We start from the raw sequence: 12786 nt of genomic DNA, 5'->3' as shown, positions 1-12786 counted from the left end.
GAGGCGTGCGCATCGGCATCGTGTGCCCGTACTCCTTCGACGTGCCCGGTGGGGTGCAGAACCACGTCATGGACCTCGCCGAGGCGCTGATCGGGCTCGGGCACGAGGTGAGCGTGCTCGCCCCGGCCGACGAGGACTCCCCGCTGCCGCCGTACGTGGTGCCGGCGGGGCGGGCCGTGCCCCTGCCGTACAACGGCTCGGTGGCCCGGATCGCCTTCGGCCCGGTCTCCACCGCCCGGGTGCGACGGTGGATCATCCGGGGCGAGTTCGACGTGCTGCACGTGCACGAGCCGCTGACCCTGAGCCTGTCGCTGCTGGCCGTGCTATCCGCCCGTGGCCCGGTGGTGGCCACCTTCCACACCGCGATGACCCGGTCGCGGGCGTTGGCCGCCGCGCAGGGCGTGCTCCAGATCGTGCTGGAGCGGATCACCGCCCGGATCGCGGTCAGCGCGCTGGCGCGCAAGGTGCAGGTCGAGCACATGGACGGCGGCGCGGTGGAGATCCCCAACGGGGTGGCCGTGGCGAAGTTCAGTCACGCGCAGCCGCTGCCGGGCTGGCCGGGGCAGTGCCGGCCGGGCCACGACGGGGCGATCGGGTTTCTCGGCCGGTTCACCGAGGCCCGCAAGGGCTTCCCGATCCTGCGCGACGCCTTCGTGGAGTTGGCCCGGCAGCGTCCCGGCCTGCGGCTGCTGGTGGCCGGCCCCGGCGACGCCGACGACCTGTTCGGGCGGTTTCCGGCCGACCTGCGTGACCGGGTGACGTTCCTCGGGCTGGTCTCCGAGGAGGACAAGGCGCGGATGTTGCGCAGCGTGCACCTCTACGTGGCGCCGAACACCGGCGGCGAGTCCTTCGGCATGATCCTCACCGAGGCGCTCGCGGCGGGCACGACCGTCGTGGCCAGCGACCTCGACGCGTTCCGCCGGGTGCTCGACGGCGGCCGGGCCGGCCGGCTGTTCCCGACCGGGGACGCGGCGGCGCTGCGTACCGCCCTGGCCGACCTGCTCGACGACCCCGACGCCCGGACCGCGCTGACCGCCTGCGGCGACCAGGTGGTGGCCACCTTCGACTGGCCCGTGGTCGCCCGGCGGGTGCTGGAGGTGTACGCGGCGGCGATCGAGGCCACCGACGGGCGGGTCATGGACACCGAATGGGTGGGGCTGGACTGACGATGTCGCGCTTCTGGTGGGTGCTCGCGGCTCTGGTCGTCGGGCTGGTCGTGGCGTACCTCGTCTGGACCGCCGGCCGGGTCGCCCGGCTGCACGCGCGGGCCGAGCTGGCGGCCCGCGCCCTGGAGGCCCATCTGCTGCGCCGGGCGGCGGCCGCCGCCGTCCTGGCCGAGCGCCGCTACGGCGTCGAGCTGTACGCGGCGGCGCGCATCGCCCTGGACGCCGAGCCCGACGAGCGGGAGGCGGCGGAGAACGACCTCACCCGCCAGCTGCGGGCGGTGGACCTGGACCCGGGGGACCCGGACTGTGAGGCGGTGATCGGCGCGAGCCGGCGGCTGGCCCTGGCCCGCCAGGTGCACACCGACCTGGTACGCGACGCCCGCTCGGCGCGTGGCCGCCCACTGGTGCGCCTGTTGCGGATGGGGCGCCGCCGCCCCTGGCCGCGCTACTTCGACATCGACGACCCCACGCTCGCCGTCCCGGCCGACGTCCCCGCCAACTGACGCAGGCGCCGCAGGCCGGGCGCAGCGTGATCAGGACCCCAGGGACGTCATCCGGCCCCGTTCAGGTCGATGGCGTCCTGATCACCGGACGGGGCGCACGCGGGGCGGTGACGGCTGCCACAGTGCAGGCCACCGTGGGCCTGATTGGCTGTCGGATCGGTGTTGGGACCGTCGTAGCATTTCCGCAGCCACCCCCCGAGCATGTTCGAGGAGCGATGACCCGTGCCCGAAACCACTGCCCAGAACGCTAGCGCCAGCCCCGTCACCGGCACCGCCCGCGTCAAGCGCGGCATGGCCGAGATGCTCAAGGGCGGCGTGATCATGGACGTGGTCAACGCCGAGCAGGCCAAGATCGCCGAGGACGCCGGTGCCGTCGCGGTGATGGCGCTCGAGCGGGTGCCCGCCGACATCCGCGCCCAGGGCGGGGTGTCCCGGATGAGCGACCCCGACATGATCGACGGCATCATCAACGCCGTCTCCATCCCGGTCATGGCCAAGGCCCGCATCGGCCACTTCGTCGAGGCCCAGATCCTCCAGTCGCTCGGCGTGGACTACGTCGACGAGTCCGAGGTGCTGACCCCGGCCGACTACGCCAACCACATCGACAAGTGGGCGTTCACCGTCCCCTTCGTCTGCGGGGCGACCAACCTCGGCGAGGCCCTGCGCCGGATCACCGAGGGCGCGGCCATGATCCGCTCCAAGGGCGAGGCCGGCACCGGTGACGTCTCCAACGCCACCACCCACATGCGCAAGATCCGCCAGGAGATCCGCCGGCTGCAGTCGCTGCCGACCGACGAGCTGTACGTGGCGGCCAAGGAGCTGCAGGCCCCGTACGAGCTGGTCAAGGAGGTCGCCGAGGCCGGCAAGCTGCCGGTGGTGCTGTTCACCGCCGGTGGGATCGCTACCCCGGCCGACGCCGCGATGATGATGCAGCTCGGCGCCGAGGGCGTCTTCGTGGGCTCCGGCATCTTCAAGTCGGGCAACCCCGCGCAGCGCGCCGCCGCGATCGTGAAGGCCACCACGTTCCACGACGACCCCGACGTCCTGGCGAAGGTCTCCCGGGGCCTCGGCGAGGCGATGGTCGGCATCAACGTCGACGACATCCCGCAGCCGCACCGGCTGGCCGAGCGCGCCTGGTGAGCAACGGCCCCGTCCGCGCGCCCCGGGCGGCGGAGGGGCCACCGCCGCGGAGCTATGCGCAGGTCGACGACGGAAGGAACGGTGACATGAGCGACGCACCCGTCATCGGCGTACTCGCCCTCCAGGGCGACGTACGCGAGCACGTCGCCGCGCTCGCGGCGGCCGGCGCGGACGCCCGACCGGTGCGCCGCGCGCGGGAGTTGGACGAGGTGGACGGGCTGGTGATCCCCGGCGGCGAGTCCACCACGATCAGCAAGCTCGCCGACATCTTCGAGCTGCGCGAGCCGATCGACAAGCGCGTCGCCGACGGCATGCCGGTCTACGGCTCCTGCGCCGGCATGATCATGCTGGCCACCGAGGTCCTCGACGGCCGCCCCGACCAGCGCGGGTTCGCCGGCATCGAGATGACCGTGCGGCGCAACGCGTTCGGCCGGCAGGTCGACTCGTTCGAGGCGCCCGTGGGGATCACCGGCGTCGAGGGCGGGCCGTTCCACGCCGTGTTCATCCGGGCGCCGTGGGTCGAGCGGGTCGGCGACGGCGTGCAGGTGCTCGGCACGGTGACCGAGGGCCCGGCCGCCGGCCGGATCGTGGCGGTACGGCAGGGCAACCTGCTGGCCACCTCGTTCCACCCGGAGCTGACCGGCGACGCGCGGGTGCACGCGTACTTCGTCGAACTGGTCCGCGCCGCCCGCTGAGCGCTCCCGTGGCACGTCGGGCGGGGTCGCCTCCCTCGGGAGGGGCCCCGCCCGCGCCGTTCACCCGGCCTCCGGGCACGGGTGCCCGGCTGCCCCCGTCGTCGGCGTCCGGACGGTTCGGGGCGGGCCGCCGCCGTGCCGCGCGTGACAGCCACCCGCCGGTCGTCGGTAGGATTGCCGAGATTCGGCGGGGCCAGCTGCCCGTCACGGCTTTCCCGCAGGGCTGACCGGCACCACCGCGTGCGCCGGCGGGAGCGGGGCGTGCGCGGTCGGTCGATGCAGACGGCGGGTAGCAACGGAGGTAGCAGATGTCCGGCCACTCAAAGTGGGCGACGACCAAGCACAAGAAGGCGGTCATCGACGCCAAGCGCGGCAAGATGTTCGCCAAGCTGATCAAGAACGTCGAGGTCGCCGCGCGCACCGGCGGCGGTGACCCGGCCGGCAACCCGACGCTCTACGACGCCATCCAGAAGGCGAAGAAGAACTCGGTCCCCAACGACAACATCGACCGCGCCGTCAAGCGCGGCTCGGGCCTGGAGGCCGGCGGCGCCGACTGGCAGACCATCATGTACGAGGGCTACGGCCCGAGCGGCGTGGCGATGCTCATCGAGTGCCTCACCGACAACCGCAACCGCGCGGCCACCGAGGTACGCACCGCGCTGACCCGCAACGGCGGCTCGCTCGCCGACGCGGGCTCGGTGTCCTACATGTTCTCCCGCAAGGGTGTCGTGCTCGTCCCCAAGGCCGGCACGACCGAGGACGACGTGATGATGGCGGTCCTCGACGCCGGCGCCGAGGAGGTCAACGACCTGGGCGAGGCGTTCGAGGTGGTCTCCGAGCCGACCGACCTGATCGCGGTCCGCACCGCGCTCCAGGACGCCGGCATCGAGTACGAGTCGGCCGAGTCGTCGCTGATCCCGAGCGTCAACGTCCCCCTCGACGAGGAGGGCGCCCGCAAGATCTTCAAGCTGATCGACGTCCTGGAGGACTGCGACGACGTGCAGAACGTCTACGCGAACTTCGACGTCTCCGACGAGATAGTCGAACAACTCGCCTGAGGGTGTCTGGTCTCCTGCCATGAGCAGGAGCAACCCACCGCGCGCAAGCCTGTACGTTCGGCTGTCCAGGGCGTCCGACGATCGCAACCTGTCCAAGCAGGGCATGATTGATGATCTTCGGGCGCTCTGTGTTGCCCGAGGCTTCACAGAGGCAGCGCTACACGTGGATGACGGGCAGTCTGGTGGTGGGCGCGGGGAGGTGTGCTCCGGCTGCCACGCCATCGGGGACGCGACGGCGCCCGGCACGCCGGGGCGTGCCGGGCGCGACGTCGCTCAGCCCAGCGTCTCGCGCGAGCGCCACGCCGCCCGCACCGAGGTACGGCCGTTGGTGCGCAGCAGCGAACCCTCGTAGACCCGGGCGCCGGCGGCCACGAACGCGGCGGCGGCGACCAGCAGCAGCGCCAGGGACACCAGCGGCTCCCAGCCGGCCGCGTCGCCGGTGAACAGCCGCAGCGGCATGGCCGTCGGCGCGGAGAACGGCAGGTAGGACAGCACCCGCATGGCCGTCGCGTTGTCGTTCAGGAAGACCACCGCGAAGAACGGCAGCATGACCGCCAGTTGCACCGGCGTCGACACGCCGGCGATGTCCTCCTGACGGTTGACCAGCGCCCCGGCCGCCGCCCACATCGCGGCGACCAGCACGAAGCCGAGCAGGAAGAACGGCAGGAACCAGCCGATCGCCGGGGCCAGCAGCGAGAGCAGTCCGCCGCTGTCGCCGAACTGCACCCCGATCACGGCCACCAGGGCGACCAGGGCGATCTGCCCGAGCGCCAGTACGGTTCCGGCGATCATCTTGCCGGCCAGCAACGCCCGTACCGGCACCGCGGCCACCAGGATCTCCACGATCCGGGTCTGCTTCTCCTCGACGATGCTCTGCGCGATCTGCACGCCGAAGGTCTGCGAGGTGATGAAGAAGATGAACGCGAAGGCGAACGGCACCAGGAAGGCCACCACCGGGTCCACCGCGTCGGGGTCCAGCAGCCGGACCGCGGGCTGGGTGCTCAGCGCCGCCACCACGTCGTCGGGGGCCTCGTCCATGGCCAGCACCGCCGGCCCGGAGACCACGGCGGCGTCGGCGTCGCCGGCGCGTACGGCCTGCTCGGCGGCGCGGTCGTCGGGGACCGTACGCACCTCGAGCCCCGCCTCGCGCAGCGGGCCGGCCGCCGCCTCGGTCACCGCCACGCTCGACGGGCCGCCGGAGAGCAGCGGCGGCAGGATGGTCGCGGCGGCGGCGATCAGCAGGAAGAACAGGGTGCTGAACAGGAAGGTGCGGTCGCGCAGCTTGACCCGGATCTCCCGGGCGGCGACCAGCCGGGTGGCCTGCGTGGTGTTCACTGTGCGACCTCTCGGAAGATCTCGGTGAGGGACGGGCTGACCGGGCGGAACGCGCGCACCGGGCCCCGGGCCAGCGCCGCGTGCAGCACCGGCTGCTCGTCCGCGCCGGGCGCGAGGTCGAACACGGCGCGCGCGCCGTCGAGGTCGACGAGGGTCACCCCGGGCTCGTCGCGCAGCCAGCCGGCGTCGGTCTGCACCACCAGCTCGTAGCGGGGTGAGGTGTACGTCGCGCGCAGCTGCTCCCGGCTGCCGGCGGCCCGGATCACGCCGTCGGCGATGATCACCAGGTCGTCGCAGAGCCGCTCGACGACGTCGAGCTGGTGGCTGGAGAAGAGCACCGGCACCCCGGTGGCCGCCCGTTCGCGCAGGACGGCGACGACCGTGTCCACGGCCAGCGGGTCGAGGCCGGAGAACGGCTCGTCGAGCACCAGCACCTCGGGGTCGTGCACCAGGGCGGCGGCGATCTGCGCGCGCTGCTGGTTGCCCAGCGACAGCGTCTCCAGCAGGTCGTCGCCGCGCTCGGCGAGGCCGACCCGCTCCAGCAGCGCGTCGGTGCTGCGGCCCGCCGCGGCGGCGGTCATGCCGTGCAGCCGGCCCAGGTAGGCGATCTGGTCCCGGACGCTCATCTTCGGGTAGAGGCCGCGCTCCTCCGGCATGTAGCCGAAGCGTCGGCGGGCCTCGCGGGTCAGCGGCGCACCCCGCCAGGTCACCTCACCGGCGTCCGCTGCGAGCACCCCGAGGATGATCCGCATGGTGGTGGTCTTGCCGGCGCCGTTGCCGCCCACGAAGCCGGTCATCCGGCCGGCGGCCACGTCGAAGGACACGTTCTGGAGCACCCGCCGGTCGCCGAAGCTGCGGTCGACGCCGTCGAGGCGGAGCACATTGGTCACGGCGTCCACGCTAGATCGTCGGGCGCGGCGCGCCGTCCGTCCCGAGATCGAGCGTGCCGTCCCCCTCGTGGCGGAGACCGGTCAGCCGCCGGGGCGCACCACCCCGTGCTCGTACGCGAAGACCACCGCCTGCACCCGGTCGCGCAGGCCCAGCTTGGCGAGCACCCGGCTGACGTGCGTCTTCACCGTCGCCTCGCCCAGGTGCAGCGCGGCGGCGATCTCGCCGTTGCTGGCGCCGCCGGCGACCAGGACCAGGACCTCCCGCTCGCGGGGGGTCAGGTCGCGCAGCGCCGCCTCGGGAGTGGTGCGCGGGCCGCCCGGTGTGACGGATCCGCCGGGCCGGGCGAAGGTGGCGATCACCCGCCGGGTGAGTTCCGGGGCGAGCAGGCCGTCGCCCCGGGCCAGCACCCGGATCGCCTCGATCAGGTCCTCCGGGGTGCCGTTCTTGAGCAGGAAGCCGCTGGCCCCGGCGCGCAGCGCGGCGAACAGGTAGTCGTCCCGGTCGAAGGTGGTGAGGATCAGCACGGCCGGTCCGCCCGGCCCGTCGTCCTCGGCGGTGATCCGCCGGGTGGCCTCCAGCCCGTCGACCCCGGGCATCTCCACGTCCATCAGCACCACGTCGGGGCGCAGCGCCCGCGCCATGCTGGCGGCCCGCTCCCCGTCGGCGGCCTCCCCGACGACCTCGATGTCGTCCTCCACCTCGAGGATGACCCGGAAGCCGGTACGCACGAGGTGCTGGTCGTCGGCGAGCAGCACCCGGATCGGCCGGTCGGTCCCGGGCGCCTCGTGGTCGGCGCTCACGCGGGCCGCCCCACCGGCAGCGGCAGCGGGAACCGGGCCCGCACCCGCCAGCCGCCGCCCGCGCGCGGGCCGATCTCCAGCGCGCCGCCGTGGGTGGCGACCCGCTCGCGCATCCCGACCAGGCCGAGCCCGTCGGCGTTCGCCGGGCCGGTGGCCCGTCCGTCATCGGTCACGTCGACCTCCACCTCCTGGGCCAGGTAGCGGATCCGCACGTCGAGCGCGGTCGCCCCGGCGGCGTGCTTGAGCGCGTTCGTCACGGCCTCCTGGACCACCCGGTACGCGGCCTGCGAGACCGACTCCGGCAGCGGCCCCGGATCCCCGTACACCCCGAGGGTGGCCCGCAGCCCGGCCTCGCGGGCGCGCTCGACCAGGGCCTCGACCTGGTCGATGCCGGCCGGTCCCGGCTGGTTCTCGCGCTCCGGGCCGCCGTCGCGGGCGCGGAGCAGGCCGAGCATCCGGCGCAGCTCGTCGACGGCGGTGCGGGCCGTCTCCTCGATGGCGCTCAGCGCGGCGCGGGCCTTCACCGGGTCCTTGTCGAACACCCGGCGGGCCGCGGAAGCCTGCACCCCCATCACCGACACGTGGTGGGCGACCACGTCGTGCAGCTCGCGGGCGATGCGGACCCGCTCGCCCACCACGGCGTGCTCGCGGACCTCGGCCTGCGAGCGGCGCAGCTCCTCGGCCCGCGCCTGCACCTCGTGCTGACGCCGGGCGGCCAGCCACGCGGTCTCCCCGAAGAAGTACGCGAACCCGAAGTAGAGGCCGTTGACCAGCACCCCGTTCACCATCGCCGCGAGCAACGGGGGCACGGGCCCGACCGCGCGGGCGAACGCGTCGGCGGGAATGGTGGTGTAGGTGGTCGCGTAGTAGATCCCGAGCCACAGGAACATGGTGGCGATGACGCCGATCCGCAGTCGCCGGGACAGCCGCCGGTCCCGGCCCCACGCGCCCAGCGTGTAGAGGGCGGCGAACAGCGCCCACGAGGCGATCTGCGTCTCCGGGGCGGAGCGGGCCTGCGCGGCGATGAACGCGACCGAGACCACCAGCGTGACGGCGGCGGGGAACCGGCGTCGCCAGATCAGCGGCAGGGTCACCGCGACGGTCCAGAAGATCTGCTCCGGCCCCGAGGGCGGCGGCCCGAGCAGGAACGCCCCGGCGCTGCGGGCCAGGGTCAGGCTGAACAGCGCCAGGACGGCGGCGGCCAGCCCGGTGTAGACGTCCAGCCGGCGCTGCTCGGGGGTGGGCCCCGGCCGCTGCCAGTCCTCGTCGGCTTCGCTGTTCATCCAGGTCAGGATCTCATCCCGCCGGCCGCCGCCGGTCCGGCACCCGACCGGGACGGCTCGGGCCACCGGGCGGCGGCGCCCGCACCGGCGCGCTGCGTCCCGGCGGTGAGGTCGTACGCCCGTGCCCACGGGCACCAGAGGCCGGCACGCGCCACGGCCCGGCAGCCGTGGGGCCTGCCGGGCCGTGGTGGTGGTGTGGACGGGATCAGGTGCGGTTGCGCCACGTCTTGACGGCGCTGTCGAGGATGTCCCAGAGCGTCACGAGCACGGTGCCGGCGATCACGGCCGTCGCCACCAGGTTCAGGTTGTCGCCCTCGCCGAGCCACTCGAAGCGGGCCACGAACTCGGGGTTGAGCAGCCGGTCGGTCGACATCAGCCAGGCCACCGGCGCCGCGAACGCCAGGCCGAGCACCGCGTTGACCGCGACCAGCGGCCAGGTCCAGCGACCCGTGCGGTACTTGGCGACCTCCAGGCCGATCGTGGCCACCAGCACCGCGATCAGGAACGGCAGCCAGAAGCTCCACAGCGCGGGGTCGAGGATCGGCAGGTTCTCGCCGCCGTCGGTGGGCACGAACGAGCGGAAGTGCTGCATCGGCAGGTAGGCGATGATCAGCACCAGGAAGGTGACCGAGGCGGCGATGTCGCTCAGGGTGATCTGCCGGTCGGTCGTGTCCTCCGGGAGTTGGTCGACGCTCCACTCGGGCAGGTGCAGAGGCGTCTTGGTGCGTTCCAGCACCGCGAAGACCACGGTCACCCAGAAGGCGATCTGGACGGCCACCTGGAAGGCGGCGGAGATGCCCCCGCCGATCGCGTCACCGACGTCGCCGCCGTCGGCGGTCTGCAGCAGCCCGACCAGCACACCGGCCAGGGCCGGAATGAAGCTGAGCAGCAGCTTCATCAGTCGCGACCAGGCCAGGTAGTAGGCCGGGCCGATGAGCTGCAACCGGCGGTCGGCGTAGCGGGCGGCGAGCTTGTCCGGGTCGCCCAGCTCCGTGAGCACCTCCCGCTCGGCGGTGGCCGCGTCCTGCCCGCCGGCCGCACGGCCCTCGACCATGTCGTCGATCGAGGCGCGCAGCTCGGTGGCGATCTCCGCGCGGCGCGCGACCGGCACCGAGCGCAGGGTCGCGGCGAGGTATCGGTCGGTCAGGGTGGTCATCGGTCGGCTCCTTCGATCAGCCCGGTCAGGGAAGTCTGCACTGTGGCGAGGTCGGTGAGAAGTCGGCCCAGCACCGACTCGCCCTCCTCGCTGGTCCGGTAGAACTTGCGCGGCCGGCTCTCCTCGGTGTTCCACTCGCTGGTCAGCAGCCCCTGCTCCTCCAGGCGCCGCAGCAGCGGGTAGAGCGTGTTGGCGTCGACCGGGAAACCGTGGTCGGAGAGGCGTTGCAGCAACGCGTAACCGTAGTCGGGGCGGCGCAGCGCGACGAGGCTCGCCACCACCACGGTTCCCCGACGCAACTCCTGGAGGTGCGTTCGCAGGATCTCATCGCTCACCATGCGTCACACGATACTGTGTGGCACACACTATCGTCCAGCGCCATAACATCGTGCGCTCCACCAACAGTGTGTTCGGGCGAAACGGGCGGCGGCGGACCCCAACGGATCCGCCGCCATGGTGTCGGTCGCTAGCAGGACCGGTCCTCCCGGAAACCGCGCTCGACGACGTAGGCCGGCCCGACCTGGAGGTAGCCGACCCCGGGCCGGATCGGGTGCCCGGTGAACAGCTCCACCCGGGAACCGACCCGCACGAGGTAGGCCGACGCGTCGCCCGCGTCGTTGCGGATCATCGAGCCGCGCGGGCCGTAGATCTCCTCCAGGGCGGCGAAGGACATGCCCACCCCCGCCCCGGCGGGCGTACGCGGCGGCGCGGTGGCGGTGCCCACCTCGACCAGCCGCCCGTCGCGGAAGGTCAGCAGGATCTTGCCCGCCCAGGCCCCGGTGACGCCGGTGTGGACCGTGCCGGCGCAGCCCGGCGCGATCGAGTCGATGAGGCCGGCCGCCGAGAGGCGGGCCAGGTCGGCCCCGATCCGGAACGGTCCGGCGCCCCGGACACTGATGATCCGGACCTCGTCCCGGTCGGCGGCGGCGTCACTGCCGGGACGGTCCGTCGGGTGCCCGGCGGCGACCGACGGCAGGGGTGCGGCGGCGGCCGGGGCCGCCAGGGTGATCGGCACGAGCCCGGCCGTGGCCAGCAGGGCGGTGGCGACGGTGTACGAGAGACGGTGCACGGGGATCTCCTCCTCGACGGTGCGGATGTCCTTGTCCTCTTGGTCTCCCCGCCGACGCGATCGGTTCGTCGGGTTCCCGACCGACACGCCTCCTGGTGTGCGCCGGCCGCGCCGCCGAGGGCTGCCGCCGAACCGACGCGCCGTCTACTGTCGAGGCGGAACGGCGGCCGGCGGTGCCGGTGTCGGGGGTGGTGCGGTGACCAGTCCGGAGCGGATCGGGCCCTACCGGATCGAGCGGCTGCTGGGCACGGGGTCGTTCGCGACGGTCTGGCTGGCCCACGACCCGGTGCTCGACTCCCGGGTGGCGATCAAGGTGCTGGCCGAGAACTGGCACCACGACCTGCGGGTGCGGGAGCGGTTCCTCGACGAGGCCCGCCTGCTGCGCCGGCTCGACGACGAGCGGCTGATCCGCGTCCACGCCGCCGGCGAGCTGCCCGACGGCCGGCCGTACTCGGTGATGGCCTGGGCCGACGGCGGCAGCTTGCACGAGCGGCTGGCGACCGGCCCGATACCTCCGCCCGTCGCCCTGGACCTGCTGGCCGAGATCGCCGCCGGGGTGGCCGTCCTGCACCGCCACGGCGTGGTGCACCGCGACCTGACGCCGGGCAACGTCCTGTTCCGCTCCGGCCCGGACGGCGAGCGGGTGCTCATCGCCGATCTCGGGCTGGCCAAGGCCCTCGCCGCCGCCTCCGGCCTCACCGCCCGGGCCGGCACCCCCGGCTACATGGCCCCCGAGCAGGACGACCCGCTCGCCGTCGTGGGCACCCGCGCCGACGTGTACGGCCTGGGCCGCCTCGGCCTGCGACTCCTCGCCCCGGCCGCCGACCCGACTGGGGGCGGCGACGGGGAGCGCGTCGGGGGGCGGGGGAGGGGCGTCCCGCCGGAGGTGGTCGCCGTGCTGCGCCGGGCCACCGCGCACCGACCCGCCGACCGGTACCCGGACGCCGCCGCCTTCCGCCTCGCCCTGCGGCACGCCGTCACCGCGCCCGACCGTTCCGTCCCCGTGGCGTCGGCAGCCGGGCCGGGCGGACCGTCGCCCGGCCGGGCCGTCGTCGGAGCGTCACCGGGCAACCCGCGAGCCGCCCCCGCGCCGGCCGGCTCCCCGCCCCGACGGGTGCGCGCGCGGGGACGGCCGGTCATCCGCGGCCGCCTCGGCGTACTGGCGCTGGCCGTGCTGGCGTTCGTCGCAGCCGGGGCCACGGGCGGGGACGACACGACCGGTGGGCGTGACGCCGGGAGTGCGACGAGCGGAGCGTTGACCGTCGCGCTGCCGCCCGGCTGGCGGGCCGCCGGCACCGGCTGGGCGGGTCGGTACGGTGCCGACGGCCGGCTCGAACCGGCGCTGGTGATGTCGCCCGACCCGCACCGGTGGGCGGCCGACCCGAGCGTGCCGGGCGCCTTCGTCGGGCTGTCGGCCGACATCGCGGCACGCAGCACCCCGGCCGGATTCGTCGCCGGGCGTCCGCACGCGGCGTGCGCCGCCTGGCCGGTACGCCGCACCCGCCAGGCGGGCGTCGAGTGGGTGGTGGCCCGGTTCACCTGCGACGAGGGGCGACCCGAGATCGTGGAGGCCGCCGGGCTCGCCCCCGGCCGCGCCGGCCTGATCTACGTGCAGGTCACGCCCCCGGCCAACGGTCGGGCCGACTTCGTCGACACCCTGCTGGCCGGGGTGCGGGCGCGGTGAGCCCGC

Annotated in this window: 13 protein-coding genes; 6 read left to right on the top strand and 7 right to left on the bottom strand. The window is 74.0% G+C overall.

Features of this window, described 5'->3' with window-relative positions; translation table 11 throughout:
- The first annotated feature begins 5 nt into the window (after nt 1–5).
- The 5 genes from GA0070610_RS17555 (at nt 6) to GA0070610_RS17535 (ending at nt 4562) form a co-directional block, all read left to right on the top strand.
- Nucleotides 6–1166, top strand: a complete 1161-nt coding sequence (locus GA0070610_RS17555; RefSeq protein ID WP_089001041.1) for a glycosyltransferase family 4 protein — start codon at nt 6–8, stop codon at nt 1164–1166.
- 2 nt (nt 1167–1168) lie between these two features.
- Complete coding sequence (locus GA0070610_RS17550; protein WP_089001040.1) at nt 1169–1669, top strand: hypothetical protein; 501 nt, start codon at nt 1169–1171, stop codon at nt 1667–1669.
- A gap of 222 nt (nt 1670–1891) precedes the next feature.
- Nucleotides 1892–2809, top strand: a complete 918-nt coding sequence (gene pdxS / locus GA0070610_RS17545) for a pyridoxal 5'-phosphate synthase lyase subunit PdxS (protein ID WP_089001039.1) — start codon at nt 1892–1894, stop codon at nt 2807–2809.
- A gap of 86 nt (nt 2810–2895) precedes the next feature.
- Nucleotides 2896–3504, top strand: coding sequence for a pyridoxal 5'-phosphate synthase glutaminase subunit PdxT (gene pdxT / locus GA0070610_RS17540; RefSeq protein ID WP_089001038.1), 609 nt, complete (start codon nt 2896–2898; stop codon nt 3502–3504).
- A gap of 308 nt (nt 3505–3812) precedes the next feature.
- The gene (locus GA0070610_RS17535; protein WP_089001037.1) at nt 3813–4562 is read left to right on the top strand and encodes a YebC/PmpR family DNA-binding transcriptional regulator; all 750 of its coding nucleotides are present in this window, start codon (nt 3813–3815) and stop codon (nt 4560–4562) included.
- A 273-nt stretch (nt 4563–4835) separates the two neighbouring features.
- On the opposite strand, the gene GA0070610_RS17530 is transcribed toward GA0070610_RS17535, so the two are convergent.
- The 7 genes from GA0070610_RS17530 to GA0070610_RS17500 form a co-directional block, all read right to left on the bottom strand.
- Nucleotides 4836–5897, bottom strand: coding sequence for an ABC transporter permease (locus tag GA0070610_RS17530; RefSeq protein WP_089001036.1), 1062 nt, complete (start codon nt 5895–5897; stop codon nt 4836–4838).
- A complete protein-coding gene (locus GA0070610_RS17525; RefSeq protein ID WP_089003573.1) occupies nt 5894–6787 on the bottom strand; it encodes an ABC transporter ATP-binding protein in 894 nt (297 codons plus the stop codon). The genes GA0070610_RS17530 and GA0070610_RS17525 overlap by 4 nt, the downstream gene beginning before the upstream one ends.
- 81 nt (nt 6788–6868) lie before the next feature.
- On the bottom strand, nt 6869–7588 hold the full coding sequence (locus GA0070610_RS17520) for a response regulator (RefSeq protein WP_089001035.1): 720 nt from the start codon (nt 7586–7588) through the stop codon (nt 6869–6871).
- Nucleotides 7585–8871, bottom strand: coding sequence for a sensor histidine kinase (locus GA0070610_RS17515; protein WP_089003572.1), 1287 nt, complete (start codon nt 8869–8871; stop codon nt 7585–7587). The genes GA0070610_RS17520 and GA0070610_RS17515 overlap by 4 nt, the downstream gene beginning before the upstream one ends.
- Before the next feature lie 205 nt (nt 8872–9076).
- Complete coding sequence (locus tag GA0070610_RS17510) at nt 9077–10027, bottom strand: HAAS signaling domain-containing protein (protein WP_089001034.1); 951 nt, start codon at nt 10025–10027, stop codon at nt 9077–9079.
- Nucleotides 10024–10365: a PadR family transcriptional regulator gene (locus tag GA0070610_RS17505; RefSeq protein WP_089001033.1), complete on the bottom strand. Its 342-nt coding sequence runs from the start codon at nt 10363–10365 to the stop codon at nt 10024–10026. The genes GA0070610_RS17510 and GA0070610_RS17505 overlap by 4 nt, the downstream gene beginning before the upstream one ends.
- Before the next feature lie 128 nt (nt 10366–10493).
- A complete protein-coding gene (locus GA0070610_RS17500; protein WP_089003571.1) occupies nt 10494–11096 on the bottom strand; it encodes a hypothetical protein in 603 nt (200 codons plus the stop codon).
- 196 nt (nt 11097–11292) lie between these two features.
- Here GA0070610_RS17500 and GA0070610_RS17495 point away from each other — a divergent pair, with 196 nt between their 5' ends.
- Nucleotides 11293–12780: a serine/threonine-protein kinase gene (locus GA0070610_RS17495; protein ID WP_089001032.1), complete on the top strand. Its 1488-nt coding sequence runs from the start codon at nt 11293–11295 to the stop codon at nt 12778–12780.
- Nucleotides 12781–12786 lie beyond the last annotated feature (6 nt).

This window comes from Micromonospora echinofusca, from assembly GCF_900091445.1.
GTDB classification, from domain to species: domain Bacteria; phylum Actinomycetota; class Actinomycetes; order Mycobacteriales; family Micromonosporaceae; genus Micromonospora; species Micromonospora echinofusca.
This window is presented reverse-complemented; position numbering and strand designations above follow the sequence as displayed.